This window comes from Fructobacillus papyrifericola (genome assembly GCF_018437235.1).
GTDB classification, from domain to species: Bacteria; Bacillota; Bacilli; order Lactobacillales; family Lactobacillaceae; genus Fructobacillus; species Fructobacillus papyrifericola.
Genome location: NZ_JAAMFJ010000001.1, coordinates 674,440 through 692,659, shown reverse-complemented (window position 1 = coordinate 692,659; position 18,220 = coordinate 674,440). Strand labels below are relative to the sequence as shown.

At 50.4% G+C, this 18,220-nt stretch carries 18 protein-coding genes; 15 read left to right on the top strand and 3 right to left on the bottom strand.

Annotated elements, in window-relative coordinates:
• The first annotated feature begins 59 nt into the window (after window positions 1–59).
• Genes tsaE through G6R28_RS03220 form a run of 3 tightly spaced genes read left to right on the top strand, consistent with a single transcriptional unit; the run spans window position 60 to window position 1,599 of the window.
• On the top strand, window positions 60–515 hold the full coding sequence (gene tsaE / locus G6R28_RS03230) for a tRNA (adenosine(37)-N6)-threonylcarbamoyltransferase complex ATPase subunit type 1 TsaE (RefSeq protein WP_213792787.1): 456 nt from the start codon (window positions 60–62) through the stop codon (window positions 513–515).
• Complete coding sequence (locus G6R28_RS03225; protein WP_213792786.1) at window positions 512–1,069, top strand: GNAT family N-acetyltransferase; 558 nt, start codon at window positions 512–514, stop codon at window positions 1,067–1,069. The genes tsaE and G6R28_RS03225 overlap by 4 nt, the downstream gene beginning before the upstream one ends.
• Complete coding sequence (locus G6R28_RS03220; RefSeq protein WP_213792785.1) at window positions 1,066–1,599, top strand: 3'-5' exonuclease; 534 nt, start codon at window positions 1,066–1,068, stop codon at window positions 1,597–1,599. Before G6R28_RS03225 ends, G6R28_RS03220 begins: the two co-directional genes overlap by 4 nt.
• Window positions 1,600–1,642: 43 nt before the next feature.
• On the opposite strand, the gene G6R28_RS03215 is transcribed toward G6R28_RS03220, so the two are convergent.
• Window positions 1,643–2,461 carry an exodeoxyribonuclease III gene (locus G6R28_RS03215; protein WP_213792784.1) on the bottom strand — a complete coding sequence of 273 codons (819 nt, stop codon included), beginning with the start codon at window positions 2,459–2,461 and terminating at the stop codon, window positions 1,643–1,645.
• Between the two features lie 26 nt (window positions 2,462–2,487).
• Window positions 2,488–3,348, bottom strand: a complete 861-nt coding sequence (locus G6R28_RS03210; protein ID WP_213792783.1) for an NAD(P)H-hydrate dehydratase — start codon at window positions 3,346–3,348, stop codon at window positions 2,488–2,490.
• Between the two features lie 122 nt (window positions 3,349–3,470).
• Between G6R28_RS03210 and pepV the strand changes: the two genes are divergently transcribed.
• Entirely contained in the window at window positions 3,471–4,886 is a 1,416-nt protein-coding gene (gene pepV / locus G6R28_RS03205) for a dipeptidase PepV (protein WP_213792782.1), read from the top strand.
• Window positions 4,887–5,454: 568 nt separating this feature from the next.
• On the opposite strand, the gene G6R28_RS03200 is transcribed toward pepV, so the two are convergent.
• Window positions 5,455–5,901: a GtrA family protein gene (locus G6R28_RS03200; protein ID WP_213792781.1), complete on the bottom strand. Its 447-nt coding sequence runs from the start codon at window positions 5,899–5,901 to the stop codon at window positions 5,455–5,457.
• 180 nt (window positions 5,902–6,081) lie between these two features.
• Between G6R28_RS03200 and tig the strand changes: the two genes are divergently transcribed.
• The 11 genes from tig (at window position 6,082) to rsmB (ending at window position 18,215) form a co-directional block, all read left to right on the top strand.
• Window positions 6,082–7,374, top strand: a complete 1,293-nt coding sequence (tig, locus tag G6R28_RS03195; protein ID WP_213792780.1) for a trigger factor — start codon at window positions 6,082–6,084, stop codon at window positions 7,372–7,374.
• 102 nt (window positions 7,375–7,476) lie between these two features.
• Window positions 7,477–8,727, top strand: a complete 1,251-nt coding sequence (clpX, locus tag G6R28_RS03190; RefSeq protein ID WP_213792779.1) for an ATP-dependent Clp protease ATP-binding subunit ClpX — start codon at window positions 7,477–7,479, stop codon at window positions 8,725–8,727.
• Between the two features lie 2 nt (window positions 8,728–8,729).
• The gene (yihA, locus tag G6R28_RS03185; RefSeq protein WP_213792778.1) at window positions 8,730–9,314 is read left to right on the top strand and encodes a ribosome biogenesis GTP-binding protein YihA/YsxC; all 585 of its coding nucleotides are present in this window, start codon (window positions 8,730–8,732) and stop codon (window positions 9,312–9,314) included.
• Between the two features lie 103 nt (window positions 9,315–9,417).
• A complete protein-coding gene (msrA, locus tag G6R28_RS03180) occupies window positions 9,418–9,945 on the top strand; it encodes a peptide-methionine (S)-S-oxide reductase MsrA (RefSeq protein ID WP_213792777.1) in 528 nt (175 codons plus the stop codon).
• The gene (msrB, locus tag G6R28_RS03175; RefSeq protein WP_213792776.1) at window positions 9,942–10,379 is read left to right on the top strand and encodes a peptide-methionine (R)-S-oxide reductase MsrB; all 438 of its coding nucleotides are present in this window, start codon (window positions 9,942–9,944) and stop codon (window positions 10,377–10,379) included. Before msrA ends, msrB begins: the two co-directional genes overlap by 4 nt.
• A gap of 251 nt (window positions 10,380–10,630) precedes the next feature.
• Window positions 10,631–11,191: a DUF1700 domain-containing protein gene (locus tag G6R28_RS03170; protein ID WP_213792775.1), complete on the top strand. Its 561-nt coding sequence runs from the start codon at window positions 10,631–10,633 to the stop codon at window positions 11,189–11,191.
• Complete coding sequence (locus tag G6R28_RS03165) at window positions 11,184–11,891, top strand: DUF4097 family beta strand repeat-containing protein (RefSeq protein WP_213792774.1); 708 nt, start codon at window positions 11,184–11,186, stop codon at window positions 11,889–11,891. The genes G6R28_RS03170 and G6R28_RS03165 overlap by 8 nt, the downstream gene beginning before the upstream one ends.
• Before the next feature lie 211 nt (window positions 11,892–12,102).
• Window positions 12,103–13,218, top strand: coding sequence for an AAA family ATPase (locus G6R28_RS03160; protein WP_213792773.1), 1,116 nt, complete (start codon window positions 12,103–12,105; stop codon window positions 13,216–13,218).
• 132 nt (window positions 13,219–13,350) lie between these two features.
• Window positions 13,351–15,771: a primosomal protein N' gene (gene priA / locus G6R28_RS03155; protein ID WP_213792772.1), complete on the top strand. Its 2,421-nt coding sequence runs from the start codon at window positions 13,351–13,353 to the stop codon at window positions 15,769–15,771.
• 133 nt (window positions 15,772–15,904) lie between these two features.
• Window positions 15,905–16,876 (top strand): methionyl-tRNA formyltransferase, encoded by a 972-nt coding sequence (gene fmt / locus G6R28_RS03150; protein ID WP_213792771.1) that lies wholly within the window; start codon window positions 15,905–15,907, stop codon window positions 16,874–16,876.
• Complete coding sequence (gene rsmB, locus G6R28_RS03145; protein WP_213792770.1) at window positions 16,869–18,215, top strand: 16S rRNA (cytosine(967)-C(5))-methyltransferase RsmB; 1,347 nt, start codon at window positions 16,869–16,871, stop codon at window positions 18,213–18,215. Before fmt ends, rsmB begins: the two co-directional genes overlap by 8 nt.
• The last annotated feature ends 5 nt before the right edge of the window (window positions 18,216–18,220 follow it).

The following is an 18,220-nucleotide window of genomic DNA, read 5'->3' as shown; positions in this document are numbered from 1 at the left end:
TGCTATGTTTCAGAGCTGGTCCAGACCGTTTGGGAAAGGACCATGCTATAATAAGAGTTATGAAAAAGTACGAAACAACTGAGCCAGCCCAGACACAGGCGCTGGCAGAAAAGATTGCCGCTTTGGCTAAGCCCGGCTTGGTGATCACCCTAAACGGGGATCTGGGAGCTGGCAAGACGACTTTTACAAAGGGCTTTGCTCAGGCCCTGGGGGTCACGGATCGGGTGAAGAGCCCGACCTTTAACATCCTGAACACTTACGAGACAGGTCGGATTCCTTTGTATCATTTTGATGCCTACCGCTTGGAAGAATCTGGTGCGGCTGACCAGGGTTTTGAGGATTATTTGGGGACCGACGGGGTCAGTTTGATTGAATGGCCGCAGTTTATGGCGGACCTATTGCCAAACGATCGGCTGGTAATGACTTTTGAACGGGGTGGCCGAGGGGAAAACGACCGGGTAATCACCGTCAAGGGCTTGGGCCGTGCCGAAGCAATCGAAGAGGGACTATCATGATGGCAAAAGCGACTGGTGAAAACGAAGTGACCCTGTCCTACAGCTTGAAGGCCCTCGACTTGGCCCATGCACAAGCGGCCCAGGACCTATTGGCTGTTTTGAAGCAGGAGTCAGACACCTTTCAACTAGCTGACGAGCTAGCCCGACAGCAGTCCGAGAGTATTGATGAAGACGAAATGGCTGCCGAAGCCGACTTGCCAGCTAAGACTTGGTTGGTCTGGGCCGAAGCGGAAACGAAGGCCGACACAGAAGATAATCCCGCGGTTTCTTACCCGGTTGGGATTGGTTCGATTGCTGCTGGCGAACTAGGCATTGCCATCTTGTCCGATTATCAAAACCAGGGGCTGGGTCGGTCGACAATTGAGGCCATGGTCGACTGGTCTGAAAAAGTCGGCTACGACCGCCTCTGGTTGGACGTCGATGTTAAAAACCAAGTCGCCCGGCACCTTTATGATGAACTGGGCTTTGCCATTGTGGCCGGTGCCGAGCAAAGTGTGAAATTGCCAACCGGTCGGACGGCGACACTTGAAAGAAGGGAGCTTTCCTTACTATGAACTTTGTTGCCATTGATTTTGAAACGGCCTCGGGACAACGGCATTCAGCCGTTTCCCTGGCCTTGGTCGTGGTTCGAAACGACGAAATCGTTGACCAGTTTTACACGCTTCTCAAACCAGACACGCCCTTTTCCGCCCGTAACTCCCAAATTCACGGCATTTATGAAGAAGACGTTGTCGATGCGCCGACTTTTAAAGATATTTGGCCAACGATTGCCCCTTTCTTTACCGAAGAAAAGCTGGTCGTGGCGCACAACGCCACCTTTGACGTGTCGGTCTTGAAGGCCTGCCTGGACTACTATGATCTGCCCGATGCGCACTTCCAAGTTTTGGACACGTTAAAAACGTCCCGTCGGTTAATGCCTGATTTGCCTAACCACAAGTTGAACACGGTTTCTGCTTCGTTGGACATCTCCTTAAAGAACCACCACAATGCTCTGGCCGATGCCGTCGCCTGTGCTGAAATCTTGATTCGCCAGGGTCAGCTCTTTGGAACGGCACCGCTCAAGGAAGCGGTTCGGTATAAGTAAATCAAATAAAAAAAGAACGATAACAATTGTTATCGTTCTTTTTTTATAACTCAATATCCAATTCCAATGGGGCGTGGTCCTGGCGAGCACCAGTGTCCACGACTTTGATATCTTGGACCTTGTCAGCGATTCGGTTTGATACCAGATAGTAGTCAATCCGCCAACCGGAGTTGTTAATCTTCGAAGTCTTGGAGCGCTGGGCCCACCAAGAATAGATGTCTCCTTCGCCAGGGTGGGCGGCACGGAGCGTGTCGGTGTAGCCGGCGTCAAGCAGCTGGGTGAAGTGCGAGCGTTCTTCGTCCGTGAAGCCCGCCGAATGGTGGTTGGTGTTTGGGTGCTTCAAATCGATTTCTTCGTGGGCAACGTTAAAGTCCCCGGAGAAAATGACCGGCTTTTGCTCATTCAATGAATTGATGTAGGCCCGGTAGGCGTCATCCCAGAGTTGCCGATCGTCCAAGCGGGCGAGCTCGCCACCAGCGTTTGGCGTGTAGACCGTGGAAACGAAGCAGTTGGCAAATTCAGCCGTCACAATTCGGCCTTCCTGATCCATTTCACCGGGCGCACCAATTTTGGGATAGTCAACCTTGATCGGTTCGTCCTTTGTCATCAACATCGTGCCGGCGTATGACTTGCGGGCCGAAGAGGAATTGGTGTAGAAGTGGTAACCAGGGAAGAGGCCTTCTAAGGCCTCTTTTTGCTTCTTAGTTAAGCCGTCAACCTTTAACTTGGTTTCTTGAATGGCGACGACGTCGGGCTTTTTCTCAGCAATCCCTTCAAGGACGCCCCAGGTCATGAGCCCGCGGTCGGACTTGTGTTCAACGGCTGCGTTAATGGAATCGATGTTCCAGGAAATCAGTTTCATTTGCCTTCTCTTCCTTCTGGTCAAAATTACTCTTCTTGTTTGGTATCAACCGGGTCCTTTGCCACAGTCTCTTCTGCCAACCGTTGCATGAAGGCCGGGATGGCTTCAGCAATTTTTGAAGGCAGGGTCACGTAGGCCTTTTTACTAAGTTCTTCGGCAATGGCCGAGTGGCAGTAAACGGCCGCCAAGACGGCTGGCCCTAAAGGCTTGAACTGGGCGGCAAAGCCGGCCACCATGCCGGCTAAGGTGTCACCCATCCCGCCTGTTGCTTGGTAGGGGCCACCAATGGACAGTTGATACATGTCATCTTCCAAGTATACCTGGGTGGCAGAAGATTTCAAAACGAGAATTGGTTCGGGTTTTATGTTCACGAGGGCTTCCCAATTGGCGTCTTCCATGCTCTGGTTTGCAATGGGCACCTCACCAAAGCGTTGCCACTCCATTTGGTGGGGAGTTAAGACGACTTGGGCATTGGGCAGGGAGAGGTTGTGCTCAGCCATCATGGTAATGGCCGAACCATCGATGATGAGGGTTTGCTCGGCATTGATCTGGGCAAAGACATTCTGCAGGACGCTGAGTTCCTCACCAAGGCCAGAGCCGATTAAGACAACGTCGGCCTTTTGGACGGCCTTTGTTAAATCTTGTCGAAAGTCCATGACCATCACTTCGGGCAGGCGTGCGTGAATGGCGGTTTTATTGCTCATGTCCGTCGCGACCGTGACTAGGCCAGCTCCGGATTGAACGGCGGCCTGGGCGTTCATGATGACTGCCCCGCCAAGGTTTTCGTTGCCACCAACGATCAAGACGTGACCGTAGTTTCCCTTGAAGCTGTCCTTCTTTCTGGGGGTGATGATGTTTGCTGCCAGATTGTGCGATAAATTAATCATAAAAAATTCGACCTCCTGCAAACATTTTAACGCGGACTTGTGTATAATTAAAATCAAATCATTAGAAAATTATGAAAAAGTCATGAACGACTTTTCCGGAGAAAATAAACGGAGGTATTTTCATGGTCGATTGGCAGTTGAAAGCAAAGGAAGAGGAGGTCGCCTACTTGGCGGACTTGGCGGACTATTTAGCCATTCCTTCCGTGCGTGACGATAGTAAGGCAAGCAAGGATGCGCCCCTGGGGCCTGGACCAAAGGCGGCTTTGGAACACATTTTGTCACTGGCGGACCGTGACGGCTTCACCACTAAGAACATTGATAACGTGGTTGGCTACATCGAAATTGGTCCCAAGGACAGCGAGGAATACGTTGCCTTGTTGGCCCACGTCGATGTGATGCCGGCCGGTGAAGGCTGGGATACCGATCCCTTTACGGCAGTAATCGAAGACGGTAAGGTCATTGCCCGTGGGGCTTCCGATGACAAGGGACCGGGATTGGCCGCTTACTACGCCTTCAAGATGATTCGCGATCTGGATTTGCCTTTGAAGCGCCGGGTTCGCTTGATTTTTGGAACTGATGAAGAAAACGACTGGACGGGAATGACCCGCTACTTCGAAGTCGAACCAGCACCAGCCTTTGGCTTCTCACCCGATGCGGAATACCCAATCATCAACGGGGAAAAGGGAAACGTGCAGGTGAACGTGACCGCTGCTGGAACGAATGGGGATAAGGCCCAGTTGCTGAACTTCGAATCCGGCTTGCGAACGAACATGGTCTCTGGTGTTGCCCGGGCAACCGTGGTTGGGCTCGACTTTGATAAGGTGGACGATGATTTCGAAGCCTATCTGAAGGCCCACCCTCAGATTCACGGAAAAGTCAGCCTGGATGGCGACGAAGTTTCCTTTGAAGTGATTGGTAAGCAGGTTCACGGCTCCTTACCCGAAACCGGTGAGAACGCCGGAACGTACCTGGCCCACTTCTTGGAACAGTACGACTTTGGTGGTTCTGCTGCCGGCTTCTTGGCCTACCTGGGCACCTGGTCACACGATGACCCAACTGGTCGTCAATTAGGCGTGGCCTTTGAAGATGACGTGATGGGCGCCTTGTCAATGAACGTCGGCATCATCCGCTTCGATGAAGAAAACGGGGCCTTCATCAACTATAACTTCCGTTATCCAAAGGGCATTAGTCCCGACTTTATCCGCGGTCAACTGGCCGATGCCGTTTCGAACTGGCCCCACAAGGCCGAAATTGGCGGCCATGCGCAAGTACCGCACTACGTGGCGCCCGAGGATCCGGTTGTGCAGACTTTGCTTGCCATCTACCACGACCAAACAGGCCTGCCTGCCCATGACCAAGTCATCGGTGGGGGAACTTACGGCCGCTTGATGGAACGCGGGGTGGCTTTTGGGGCTTTGTTCCCAGACTCACCAGAGACGATGCACCAGGTGAACGAATTCGCCTTGGTCGACGACTTGGTTCGCTCCATGGGAATCTATGGTCAGGCGATTGTCGAATTGGCCAACTTGCCTGAATAATTTCAAAAAAGCATGCCAAAGTCGCTAGAGGAACTAGCGAAAGGACCCTTTGTTGATTTTATCTTTGGCTGCTTCGATGATTGTTAGACAACGCTAATAAAAAGAGTCTAAAAAGAGCGTAAAGCCCGAATTGGTCGGCTTTACGCTCTTTTGATTTGTGTTAAGATACGGGCAGGACAAAGAAGCGATTTGGTTGCTGTCCTTTCATCATTCGAAGTGGAGGACCGTTATGGAACAAAACAAGATGACGAAAGGTGTAGCAAATTCTGGTGAAGTTCTGCTTGATGTTGCAGACTGTCTGTATTGTTGTTGTTTCCTTTGGACAATTACATCAATACCTGGACTGGTTGGCAAAACGTAAGAAGAAGGGAAACTAACAAAAAGCCATACTCGCTTTATGACTAGACCGAGTATGGCGATTTCTATATGAACCAGAAAGGACAGTCACCGCTTTGCGGCTTTGTCCTGAGGAGCCGTCTGGTAGGGCGGCTCCTTTTCTGACTAAATTATAGCATGGTTGGGGTGAACGGCGTGCGACTTTTTTATGAAGATTGGGAATCCGATTAGGCTATTCGCCCAATTCCTCTTCAGTCAGGCTTTCGTTGTCTAGTTGCCGCTGCTTGTCGCGAAAGACGTAGAACTTGGCCAAGTAGTAATTGGGGATGAGCAGCATGGCGTTTCGGGCGATGTTTACGTAAAAGTCATTGAAGGAAAGCAGATGGACGCCAATCCACATGATGACCAGACCAAGCCAGAAGGTCAGCCCACGCGACAGGTAGTAATTGATGATTTCGGGAATGATCTGGAAACCAGAGGCCTTAGAATTAAAGACCCACTGTCGGTTCGTCACGTAGGCAAAGAGCACGGCGATGGCCCAGGCCAGAGTGTAGGAAATGGAGTAGTTGGCGACTTTGGAAATGAGGCCGTAGGACCACATGTTTACTAAAAATGTCCCGAAGCCCAAGATCAGGTATCGGATGATTCGGTTGTATTTTTTCAGTAATGCTTTCACCATGCGTCTTCTCTCTAGCCGTTGATATTTTCACTATGATAACAAAGAAAGACAAAAGCAACATTAAAAAAAGAAAAAAAGAGGGAAATCCCCCATATTTTCTAAATTTCATCCGCTCTAACCTTGTGATAATCGGCTATTTAGTCTAAAATTAATAGGAAGAAATGACTTGGAGGATTTACTATGTCTAAATGGACAGCAGCTGCGGATGCAAACCGTGGTACGTTAGAATTTTCAATCGCAGAAGCGGATGTACAAAAGGGTTTGAAGGCCGCTTTTGAAAAGAACAAGAACAAGATTGCGGTTCCTGGCTTCCGTAAGGGAAAGGTGCCAATGTCACTTTTCTTGCAAAAGTTCGGTGAAGAAGCTTTGTACCAAGACGTGATGGACATCGTTTTGCCAGCCGCTTACCAAGCTGCTGTTGCAGAAGCTGGTATCACGGTTGTTGGACAACCCGACATCGCCCCTGTTTCAATGGAAAAGGGTGCTGACTGGGAAATGAAGGCCGAAGTAGCCGTTGCCCCAGAAATCAAGTTGGGTGACTACACGGGCTTGACTGTTGAAAAGCAAGACGCAACGGTTTCAGACGAAGACGTTGATGCTGAAATCAAGCGCATGCAAGAAAACCAGGCTGAATTGGTCTTGCAAGAAGAAGGAACCAAGGCAGAAAACGGCGACACGGTCGTAATCGACTTTGACGGTTCAGTTGACGGTGACCACTTCGAAGGAGGCCAGTCAAAGGACTACTCACTTGAACTCGGTTCAGGTTCATTCATCCCTGGCTTCGAAGACCAATTGGTTGGTCACGTTGCCGGTGACGACGTTGACGTGAAGGTAACCTTCCCAGAAGAATACCAAGCAAAGGATTTGGCTGGTAAGGAAGCCTTGTTCGAAGTTAAGCTTCACGAAATTAAGCGCAAGTCATTGCCTGAATTGGACGATGAATTTGCCAAGGACGTTGACGAAGACGTTGACACCCTTGCTGAATTGAAGGAAAAGACGAAGAAGAACTTGGAAGAAGCTCGTAAGCAAGCTGCTGACGACGCCTTCGAAGACGCTGCCGTTGAAGCCGCTGTGAAGAACGCCGAAGTTGTCGGTGGTGACATTCCACAAGCAATGATCGATGAAGACGTGAACCGTCAAATGCAACAATACCTCGGTCAATTGCAACAACAAGGTATCTCACCACAAATGTTCTTCCAAATCTCTGGTCAAACAGAAGAATCATTGAAGGAACAGTTCGCTGAAGGTGCCGACACGCGCGTGAAGACGAACTTGGTCTTGGAAGCCATCGTCAAGAAGGAAGACTTCCAACCTTCAGATGAAGAAGTGGCTGCTGAAGTGAAGGACTTGGCTTCTCAGTACAACATCTCTGAAGAACAAGTTAAGCAATCATTGTCAGATGCTTTGTTGAAGCACGACATCGCCATGAAGCAAGCGGTTGAAAAGATCGTTTCTTCTGCCAAGGCAAAGTAAACGTGAAAAAAAGCCCCTAGCGGGCTTTTTTTCTTAGAAGGACTTTGACGAATCGTTAGACCGCTTAGTGGTTTGACAGATCATCAATAGAAAGGACGGCTTATGGCTGAGCAAAATCAAGAACCAATGGTGCACTGCTCTTTTTGTGGAAAGGGTGCTGACGAGGTTAAGAAGTTAGTTGCTGGTCCTGACGGTTTGTACATTTGTAACGAATGCACGGACCTGGCCGAACAAATTATTAAAGAGGAATTGGCGGTCGAAGCCAAGGACGAGCAAATCGACTTGCCAACCCCAAAGGAAATCGTGGAATCACTCGGTGATTATGTGATCGGACAAGAAGACGCGAAGAAGACTTTGGCCGTTGCGGTTTACAACCACTACAAGCGTGTTAACGAAAACGCCTTGAAGACAACGGATGTGGAGCTGCAAAAGTCAAACATTGCCTTGCTTGGACCAACCGGTTCGGGAAAGACATACTTGGCCCAGTCGCTGGCAAAAATCCTCCAGGTGCCCTTTGCCATTGCCGATGCGACGACTTTGACGGAGGCTGGCTACGTCGGTGAAGACGTGGAGAACATTCTCTTGAAGTTGTTGCAAGCCGCTAATTTTGACGTCGAATCAGCGGAACGCGGTATTATTTACGTCGATGAAATCGATAAGATCGCTAAAAAGTCTGAAAACGTCTCGATTACCCGAGATGTTTCCGGGGAAGGAGTTCAGCAGGCCCTCTTGAAGATGCTTGAAGGCACAGTTGCCTCCGTGCCACCACAGGGTGGTCGTAAGCACCCTAACCAGGAGTTGATTCAAGTCGATACGACCAACATCCTCTTTATCGTTGGTGGGGCCTTTGCTGGTTTGGACACCATCATTAAGGAACGTTTGGGAAAGCGTGTGATTGGCTTCGGTTCCGCCTCTTCTGATAACGCTGAAGCTTTGAGTAAAGACAATATCCTGCAAAACGTGGAGCCTGAAGACCTGTCAAAGTTTGGCTTGATTCCAGAATTTATTGGTCGCTTGCCAATCATCACAGTCTTGGACGAGCTGACGGTTGAGGACTTGACCCACATTCTAACGCAGCCAAAAAACGCCTTGGTCAAACAGTATAAGGCCTTGCTTGGTCTTGATCAGGTTGACCTGGAATTCCAGCCAGCGGCCTTGAAGGCGATGGCGGACTTGGCCATTTCCCGTGGAACGGGGGCCCGTGGCTTACGTTCGATTATTGAAAACGTGATGAAGGATGTCATGTACGAAATTCCGTCACGCGATGACGTTTCAAAAGTCATCATCACAAAGGCCGCCGTTGAATCCGGTAAAGAACCAAAGATGGTCTTAAAGACGAAAGAGAAGGACTAAAGATGGACGTTCATAACGTTGAAATGGTCATGTCGGCCGTGTCGCCAAGTCAGTATCCGGAAGATGGCCGGCCAGAATTTGCCCTCGTTGGCCGTTCAAACGTCGGCAAGTCTTCTTTGACCAACACGCTGATCAACCGGAAAAACTTTGCCCGGACTTCGGGTCAGCCTGGTAAGACGCAGACTTTGAACTTCTACGCTGTTGAGGATTCCCTGTACTTCGTTGATGTTCCTGGTTATGGTTATGCCAAGGTTTCCAAGAAGAAACGGGAAGCCTTTGGCCAAATGATCGAGACTTACATTACGTCACGAAAGCAGTTGCGTGGGGTGATTTCTTTGGTTGATGCAAGGCATAAGCCAAGCGAAGAAGACATCATGATGTACCAGTGGTTAAACTACTACAACATTCCGATTTTGCTTGTGGCTACCAAGGCCGATAAGATTGCTCGTGGAAAACTAAACCAATCAGAGTCGATCATCAAAAAAGCAGTGGAATACGATGGGGAGAATTCAGACTTTTGTTTCTTTTCATCGGTAACGAAATCCGGTAAAGACGAAGTTTGGGACTGGATTGAGAGTAAAATCTAATCTTTCTAATTTTATTAACGAGTTCTTGCTTTGGAATAAATTTCAACTAGACCATTGACGAAAAAGACCTCCTGAGTACAATAGTACTTAGGAGGTCTTTTACATGGCAGAAGATACAGCAATTTTTGCAGGTGGATGTTTCTGGTGCATGGTGGAACCCTTTGATTCCCTTCCTGGAATCAAGAAGGTCCGTTCTGGCTACACTGGCGGCCACGTGGCAAACCCAACTTATGAAGAAGTGTGCTCGCACACGACCGGTCATACCGAAGCCGTTAAAATCTGGTTTGATCCAGAGGTGATTTCCTATAAGGAACTCGTTGATCTCTACTGGCAAGTGGCTGATCCAACGGATGCCACTGGTCAGTTTGCCGACCGTGGCGACACTTACCGTCCGGTGATCTTCGTGAACTCACCCGAGCAACGCCAGGTGGCCGAAGAATCCAAGAAGGAATTGGCGGCTTCCGGTCGTTTTGACCGACCAATCGTGACAACGATTGAAGACGCTAAGCCTTTCTATGAAGCCGAAGAGTACCACCAGGACTTTTATAAGAAGGATCCCTTGCGTGAAGCCATGATGATGGCGCCACGCAAGCGTTACCAGGCACAGTATTGGGAGGATAAGGCAAAATGACAAAGGAAAGTAAAGAAGAATTGAAGGCGCGTTTGACGCCTGAACAATATGAAGTGACCCAAAACGCCGGAACGGAACGGCCATTTACTGGTAAATATGACCAGTGGTGGGACGACGGCATCTTCGTGGACGTCGTTTCCGGTGAACCGCTCTTCTCTTCAACCGACAAGTACGATTCTGGTTGCGGTTGGCCGGCCTTTACCAAGGGAATTGACGATGCGGACTTGCAAGAAAACACCGACCACTCCTTTGGCATGACGCGGACAGAAGTTCGTTCACGCGATGCCGATTCCCACTTGGGCCACGTCTTTCCTGACGGGCCAAAGGATAAGGGGGGCTTGCGTTACTGCATCAATTCCGCTTCCCTGCGCTTTGTGCCAAAGGAAGACATGGAAAAGGAAGGCTACGGCAAGTACCTGTCACTTTTTAAATAATAATTCTCCTGTCTCCGCTCACAGTGGGGACTTTTTTATTGGCTTTTTTAGAAAAGATTTTGTTCTCACCAGTTGATAACCTATAATGGATATGGGAAGGGCCCATGTTAGCGCTGCTTTTACTGACCGTTGATGGTTAGAAAGCAGTCTTTGCCTAAAACCAAATTCCTAGACGGCAATGGCTTCTTTCGGTTGGTCTTGATTGAATCAAAAGACTGCAGAAGGCGCCTATCGACTGCCGGGAGAATCACATGACGTATTTAAACGAGCTCGAACAGGCCTTAAAGGACCTGCCAAAAAACGAGCAGGCAAAATGGTTGGACCATTATGCCAATTATATGAAGAAGCACCATTTAGACGATTGGTCAGCACAAATGACCTTGGGTGAGCCTAGGGACTTGGCTGAAAAGGTTCGTAAGCAGGCTGGACTGGAAAGTGCAGCTGACCAGCGTGTTCCGTCTGAGCCATCGCCAAAGGAGAAATCGAAGGGAGCTGTCTTTTTAAAGGCGCCCTTGGCTTTTTTGATGGCCCTGGTCGTTTTGGTCATCCTTTGGCTGCCAACGCTGATTTCTTGGCTGATCATGGTGGCCTTCATCTTTGTTGCGGCCTTTGTCGGCATTGCCGGCGCCGTGGTTATTCCTCAATCCCTCTTTGGTGGTTCCTTTTACATCGGCTTGGCCCTCTTGTTTTTGGGCTTGGTTTTGGTTTGGTCGCCGATGGCGACTTTGTTATCGATGAAGTCTGCTGACTGGAGCCGCCAACTCTTTCAAACAGTTCTTCGAATCGTACGAGGGGGACGGGGCAATGAATAAGAAAATTTGGATTGGCCTTGTCTTGATCTGCCTGGGTGGTCTCCTCATGGTGACGACTTTTGTAGTGGATGGCTTTCCGGGCCAAATTTACTGGAACAACGGACCGGTTTATCTGTCTGACGCAGACGATAAGGGAGAAGTTGATTTAACGCCGGACCAAATTACTTCTGGCAAGCAAAACGTGACCCAGCTCGATCTGTCGGTGAAGGATGCCGATGTGACCGTTAAGACCGGTGATCGCTTTGCCATTTCGGCCGACCGAGCCGAAAAGAACTATATTACGGTTTCTGCAACCGATGGCTTTGTCAAAGTCACCGGGGATGAACGCAACGGTTGGACCATCGGAATTAAAAATGGTAAGCGCCACCATATCACGGTGACCCTTCCCGAAAAGGTAACCTTGCAGAAAGTCAGCCTGGCGAATTTGAACGGCGATTTGCAGGTGCAAAAGAGTCATGTTGATCAACTGGTTTTGGTTAACGTGAACGGCGATATCACGCTATCGGAAGTCAAAGTCAACAGTGCTGGTCTCGTTAGTGATCGCAATGGCGATATTCGGGTCCAGTCGTCAACGCTGCCAAAGTTGAAGACCTACAGCCATTTTGGTGATATCAACGTGACCAAGAATTACCAAAACGTTCCCGCTGCCGAGGCAACGATGGCCTTCAATAACCTGAACGGGGACATTTCACTGACCTAAACGATGGGCTGCTGGCCTAAAAATAAAAAGTTACTCAATCTGAGTAGCTTTTTTTCTGTTTGAAACGTATTAATACGTGACGGCGTAAAAAGACTTTGATTGAGAAGGGTGTTCGAGCTGGACTGGGGGAAGGGACTTTTCTTTCGGGCAGTCATCTTTGATATAATAGGACTACTTGCATCAGAAAAGCATGTCAATTCGGTAGGAGAAAATGGTTAAAGCAAACTTAGTCAAAGAAAACCTTACGGGCGATAAAATCGGTGTCTTTTTCGGTACCCTGGCGCCCATGCACATTGGGCACCAAGCCGAAATTTATAAGGCCGCTGCCCTAAACGATGGGGTGGTTGTGATTACCTCTGGTTACACCGGGGACCGCGGCGACCAAATTGGACTGCCGGTTGAGAAACGCTTCCGCTACCTGCGCGAAGCCTTTAACGATGAAGAAAGTATCAAAGTCGACTACATCAACGAAGACGACATTCCCCAAATGCCAAATGGCTGGCAGGAGTGGACGGATCGCCTGACTTCAACCATTAAGCGCAACATTACGAATCCCGAGGCCCACATTACCTTGTATACCGGCGAGGCCGATTATAAAGAAATGTTGGAAAAACTCTTGCCAAACGATGGCCACTGGTCCGTTTCCTTGATGGACCGGACGATTTTGAAGGTGTCGGCCACGGCCGTGCGTAAGAATCCCTTGGCCAACTGGGATTACATTAACCGTGTTTTCCGCCGGCATTTTGCTAAGAAGATTCTGGTTGTGGGTGCACCCCAAACGGGGAAATCGACATTGACTAGGCGCTTAGCTCGAACGTCGAACTCGCCTTTTTCCGTTGAATTTTCACGGACTTATCAAGAAGAGTCCAACGTCTTTGATTCCGAATTGCTCTTAAAGGACTATTCCCGCATTATTCAAGGCCAATACGATGCCAATTCGGCTGAAATTAATTCTCCGGCCAACAACGGCTTGACCTTTTTTGACACGGACGCCATGGTCACGATGGCCGAAACCCGCTCCTGGCTGGACCAGGAAGATGCGGCCAAGCTGCAATTCCTCTTTGATAATACGATTGGGGAAGAAGAGCTGGACTTGATTCTGGTTATTCCGCCGGAAGTGGCGGTGTCCAACGGAGCCGACGATGCGGATTCAAAGCGCTTTGACGAAAACCTCTGGCAGGTTATCCAAGAATACGGCTTTGCTGACAAGGCCGTTTCACTGGACCGAAAGGGTGGCTCAGATGACCCGGCCGGTTACTATGCCCGCTATTTGCAGGCCCTTGAAATCATTGAAGAACGAGTTGGAGTTAACCTGACCAAAGTCTAGTTAGTGGACCTACTACATGGTGGGTCCTTTTCGCTTCAAGGTGCTCTTGAATGGGCTTGACGCGGCTAAAAATGACCAGTTTTGTAGAAAAAATCGCAGAGGTTTTCAATCATTTGAAAGGAGGAGTGCCTGATGAGCCAGTATGCAGAAATCGTTGTCGATGTTCCAACCCAGCAAACGAACCGGCCCTACACTTACGTAGTGCCAACGGAGCTGCAAGAAGAGGTTCAGCCTGGCGTTCGGGTGCTGGTTGCCTTCGGGCACCGCTCTGTTCTAGGCTACGTGGTGGGCTTGACGGATAAGCTGCCGGATGACTTGAGCATTGACCAAGTCAAAGACGTTTTAACGGTCTTGGATGACCGGCCGGTTCTATCTGCTGAACTTTTGGACTTGGCCCATGACTTGGCCGAAAAGAACTTCTCTTTTTGGGTGACCTTTCTGGCCTTGATGCTGCCCACTTCGCTAAAGGTTTCCTACCGGAAGCGTTTGACGGCCTTAGCTGGTCTATCGGATGCTGATCGGGTCGACTACCTGGACGGGCAGCAGGAACGACTGGTGCAAACCAAGGACTTTTCCGCTAAGGGTTGGCGGGCCATTAACCGCCTTCAACAGGCTGGCTTGCTAGAGGTCGAAAGTGTGATTGAAAACCAGGGTCGGGTGAAGACGGAGCTGGCTTTCCAAACAAACGATGATTTAGATGAGCTCTCAAACATCGGGGCGACTTTGACGAAGGGGGCCAAACAACAGCGGGTTATTTTAGCCTTTGCTGAGGCCCACCCCGGTCAAGTCTTTTCCAAAAAAGAATGGCTGGAGCAACTGGATGTGTCGCTGGCTACTCTAAACGCGGCGGTTAAAAAGGGCATCTTACAAAAGGTTCAAGTTGAGGTGAAACGGCGGCCGGCTTCCATTGCTTCCGGAAAGGCCGATGGGGTCAAGACTTTGAACGCCGAACAAAAAGTGGCCTACGATCAAATTACGAAGGCCATTGACGAGCAAGAGGACAAGGTGTTCTTGCTTGAAGGCATCACCGGTTCTGGGAAGACCGAGGTTTATTTGCAGGCTGCCCAGAAGGTCATCGACCGGGGCGAGCAGGTGCTCTTTTTGGTCCCAGAAATCGCTTTGACCCCGCAGATGCAAAGGCGGGTGGAAGACCGTTTCGGTGAGAAAACTGCTCTCCTGCATTCGGGACTGTCGACAGGTGAGCGCTACGATGAGTGGCGGCGGATTCACGAGGGGAAAGTCCAAGTGGTGGTCGGTGCCCGTTCGGCGGTCTTTGCACCATTGACTAAGCTTGGCTTAATTATTGTTGATGAGGAGCACGAGACTTCCTACAGTCAAAGTGAAAATCCCCATTATTCGGGCCGGGACGTGGCCCTCTGGCGTGCTGCCTACCACCAGGCGCCAGTTGTTTTGGGTTCGGCAACGCCTTCCTTGGAGAGCCGGGCCCGGGCACAAAAGGGGGTCTATGACTTGCTCTCGCTTTCAAAGCGGGCTAATCCGCAGGCGACTTTGCCGGAAGTGTCAGTGGTCGATATGCGACAAGAACAGCTGGACCGTGGCGATACCAATTTTTCAAAGCCACTTTTGGAGAAGCTGCAGACGGTCCTAGACCGTGGCGAGCAGGCGGTGTTGATGCTAAATCGCCGGGGTTTCTCATCCTTTGTGATGTGCCGGGACTGCGGCTTTGTGCCGCGAGATCCAAACTGTAACCTGGCGATGACCCTGCACATGGACAGCCTGACGCTAAAGTGCCACTACTGTGGCTACCAGGAAGCGATTCCGCAAACCTGTCCGGCCTGTGGCTCCAATCGCATCCGCTATTACGGAACCGGTACTGAAAAAGTCGAAACCGAACTGGCCGCGCTCATGCCCGACTATCCCGTGATTCGTCTGGATCAGGACACGACGCGCAAGAAGGGGGCGATGGCGAAGGCCCTGGCCGACTTTGGCCAAAAGAAGGCCCAGATTCTCTTGGGCACACAAATGGTTGCCAAGGGGCTGGACTTTCCTGACGTGACCTTGGTTGGCGTCTTGAATGCCGATACGGGCTTGGGCTTGCCGGACTTTCGGGCCTCGGAGAAGACTTTTCAACTGCTGACGCAGGTGGCGGGTCGGGCCGGACGGGCCGAACGGCAGGGGGAGGTTGTGATTCAGACCTATAACCCCGAACACTACGCCCTGAAGTATGCCCAAAAGCACGACTATGAGGGCTTTTACCGGCAGGAAATGGCCATTCGCCATGCCGCTGAATTTCCACCCTATTTCTACACGGTGCAGATTCAGTGTTCGGCCATTGACGAGAATAAAGTCGCCCTGCAAACGGCCAAGATTGCCGCCTGGCTCAAGAAGCGCTTGCCTGAAGACGTCTTGCTGCTGGGACCGTCACCCCATTCAATTGCCAAGTTGAAGGGGCGCTATTTCTTCCAGATGATTTTAAAAATGAAGGACCCAAACGAGGCCGATGAACTGCTCCGCGATTTAGTTGATCGGTCACAGAAGGCGGACAAGGACTTTGCCCTGGAAGTACGCCGGGACCCCGTTTCCTTTATGTAGAATTGATTTGAAAATCGATTTGATTGAAAAGACCCAAAGGTTTGCTTGCTGGCTTGCCTTTGGGCCTTTTCTTTCTTTTTGCTATAATAGGATTAACTTATTCTTTTTAGAAAGCACAGTGAGGTAAAAAAGCATGACCTTATCAATTGTCTTTATGGGAACCCCACAATTTGCCGTTCCAACGCTGCAAGCACTGGCGGCAGACGACCGCTTTGATGTTTTAGCCGTTGTGACGCAACCCGACCGCCCCTTTGGCCGCAAGCGTCAGCTGAAGGCTAGTCCAGTCAAAGAAGCGGCACAGAAACTCGGCCTGCCCGTTTTGCAACCGGAAAAGATTTCTGGTTCAGAAGAAATGGCCAAAGTCATTGACTTAGCACCGGACTTTATCGTGACGGCTGCCTTTGGTCAGTTCCTGCCAACGAAGCTTTTAGAGGCAGCCAAGTACGGGGCGGTCAACGCCCACGCCTCCCTGCTACCAAAGTACCGTGGGGGTGCGCCGGTTCACTACGCCATCATGAATGGCGATCGAGAAACCGGTGTTTCCTTGATGTACATGGTTAAGAAGATGGATGCCGGGGACGTTTTGGACGTGGTAAAGGTGCCGATTACTGAAGAAGACAACGTCGGAACCATGTTTACTAAGTTAGGGGATGCAGCGGTGCCCCTTGTTACCGAGAACTTAGAAAAGATTGCTGCTGGTAAATTAACTGGCCAACCACAGGTGGAAGAGGAAGTGACTTTTTCACCAAACATCGCCCGTGAACAGCAACAACTGCACTTTGACCAGGAAACGGCCCAGGAGTTGGATTGGCACATTCGTGGTCTCTACCCAACCCATCCGGCCCACGCACTTTCTGATGGCCAGTCGATTAAGTTCGTTAAGGTTCGTCCCTTGGCTGAAAAGACGACGGCCAAGCCGGGTGTAATCACCCTTAAGAACAAAAAGGAGCTGCATGTGGCGGCGGCCGGTGGCAGCCAACTGGCAGTGGAACGTTTACAACCGGCCGGTAAGGCCGTGATGGATGTCGCGGCCTTCTTGAACGGGGCTGGCCAGCACCTAGCTGAAGGGGATGCCTGGATTACGATTGGAGAGGCGAATGCCTAAAAAGATTACTCATTCGGATAACCCGCGTTTGCTTGCGGTATTGACTTTAGCAAAAGTCAAAAACGGAGCCTATTCGAACTTGCAATTAAACCAAATTATCAAGGCCAACCCCTTGAAGGACGCCGATAAGGGGCTGTTGACCACCCTGGTTTATGGGACGATTCAGTACCGCCTACTCTTGGAGTACTGGTTAGCGCCCTTTGTGAAGGGTAAGAAGTTGGAAAACTGGGTAAAGGAACTGCTCTTAACAGCCCTTTACCAGTGGCAGGAATTGGACCGAATTCCCAAGCACGCCCTTTTTAACGAAACGATTGAAATTGCAAAGACGCTTGGAAACGTTGGAACGGCGAAGTTTGTGACGGCTATCCTACACAACATGGACCGAACGGGCTTAGCTGATCCAAAAAAGATTGCTGATCCAACAAAGCGCTTGAGCATTGTTTATTCCGTTCCCGAGTGGTTGGTCACCGAATTGATTCGGCAGTTGGGCAGTGAAAAAACGGACAAGATCTTGCAGTCTTTGAACCACGCACCAGAACAGTCGGTGCGCGTAAACACGGTGAAGGCAAACAAGGAAGTTGTGCGCGAGTCCTTGGAAGCCGAAGGCTATGAAGCTCGTGACGGTCTTTTGGCCGCAGATGCCCTCGTCGTGAGCGGGGGCCACGTGGCCTCATCGAAGGCATACAAAGAAGGCCTTTTAACCGTTCAAGACGAATCGGCCATGTTGCCGGTTGAGGCGATGCAGATCGATGATTCTGTTCGCTCGGTTTTGGATGCGGCGGCAGCCCCGGGTGGTAAGACCACTCAAATCGCCCAAGAACTGCCCGAAGGAGCTCGGGTAACAGCCTTAGATATTCACGCTCATAAGGTCAAGCTAATTGCGCAAAACGCGGCTCGCTTGGGCTTGGCTGACCGGGTTGATGCCATGGCGCTCGATGCACGCAAGATTCCAACGGAATTAGAGGGGAACTTTGACCGGATTTTGGTCGACGCCCCTTGTTCCGGGTTGGGTCTCCTTCGTCGAAAGCCGGAAATCCGCTATGAAAAAACGATGGCTGACGTGCAGCACTTGGCGGACCTTCAGTTAGCGATTTTGGAAGCGGCCGCTTCCAAGTTAGCGGTTGGCGGAACCTTGGTTTACTCGACTTGTACGATTTTAAATCAGGAGAACGACGCCGTTGTTAAGGCCTTTTTGGCTAAGCAGCCCGACTTTGTTCAGGTGAAGACCGAAACGGCTAAGGGAGTGAAGGCTGACCGGGAAGAGCTGGCCTTGAAGATTTACCCAGATGATTATCAAACTGATGGCTTTTACGTAGCCACCTTTCAAAGAAAGGATTAGCAGTT

Coding starts and splice junctions, on each gene's coding strand:
- tsaE (WP_213792787.1), top strand. CDS start 60: ATGAAAAAGTACGAAACAACTGAGCCAGCCCAGACACAGGCGCTGGCA.
- G6R28_RS03225 (WP_213792786.1), top strand. CDS start 512: ATGATGGCAAAAGCGACTGGTGAAAACGAAGTGACCCTGTCCTACAGC.
- G6R28_RS03220 (WP_213792785.1), top strand. CDS start 1,066: ATGAACTTTGTTGCCATTGATTTTGAAACGGCCTCGGGACAACGGCAT.
- G6R28_RS03215 (WP_213792784.1), bottom strand. CDS start 2,461: ATGAAACTGATTTCCTGGAACATCGATTCCATTAACGCAGCCGTTGAA.
- G6R28_RS03210 (WP_213792783.1), bottom strand. CDS start 3,348: ATGATTAATTTATCGCACAATCTGGCAGCAAACATCATCACCCCCAGA.
- pepV (WP_213792782.1), top strand. CDS start 3,471: ATGGTCGATTGGCAGTTGAAAGCAAAGGAAGAGGAGGTCGCCTACTTG.
- G6R28_RS03200 (WP_213792781.1), bottom strand. CDS start 5,901: ATGGTGAAAGCATTACTGAAAAAATACAACCGAATCATCCGATACCTG.
- tig (WP_213792780.1), top strand. CDS start 6,082: ATGTCTAAATGGACAGCAGCTGCGGATGCAAACCGTGGTACGTTAGAA.
- clpX (WP_213792779.1), top strand. CDS start 7,477: ATGGCTGAGCAAAATCAAGAACCAATGGTGCACTGCTCTTTTTGTGGA.
- yihA (WP_213792778.1), top strand. CDS start 8,730: ATGGACGTTCATAACGTTGAAATGGTCATGTCGGCCGTGTCGCCAAGT.
- msrA (WP_213792777.1), top strand. CDS start 9,418: ATGGCAGAAGATACAGCAATTTTTGCAGGTGGATGTTTCTGGTGCATG.
- msrB (WP_213792776.1), top strand. CDS start 9,942: ATGACAAAGGAAAGTAAAGAAGAATTGAAGGCGCGTTTGACGCCTGAA.
- G6R28_RS03170 (WP_213792775.1), top strand. CDS start 10,631: ATGACGTATTTAAACGAGCTCGAACAGGCCTTAAAGGACCTGCCAAAA.
- G6R28_RS03165 (WP_213792774.1), top strand. CDS start 11,184: ATGAATAAGAAAATTTGGATTGGCCTTGTCTTGATCTGCCTGGGTGGT.
- G6R28_RS03160 (WP_213792773.1), top strand. CDS start 12,103: ATGGTTAAAGCAAACTTAGTCAAAGAAAACCTTACGGGCGATAAAATC.
- priA (WP_213792772.1), top strand. CDS start 13,351: ATGAGCCAGTATGCAGAAATCGTTGTCGATGTTCCAACCCAGCAAACG.
- fmt (WP_213792771.1), top strand. CDS start 15,905: ATGACCTTATCAATTGTCTTTATGGGAACCCCACAATTTGCCGTTCCA.
- rsmB (WP_213792770.1), top strand. CDS start 16,869: ATGCCTAAAAAGATTACTCATTCGGATAACCCGCGTTTGCTTGCGGTA.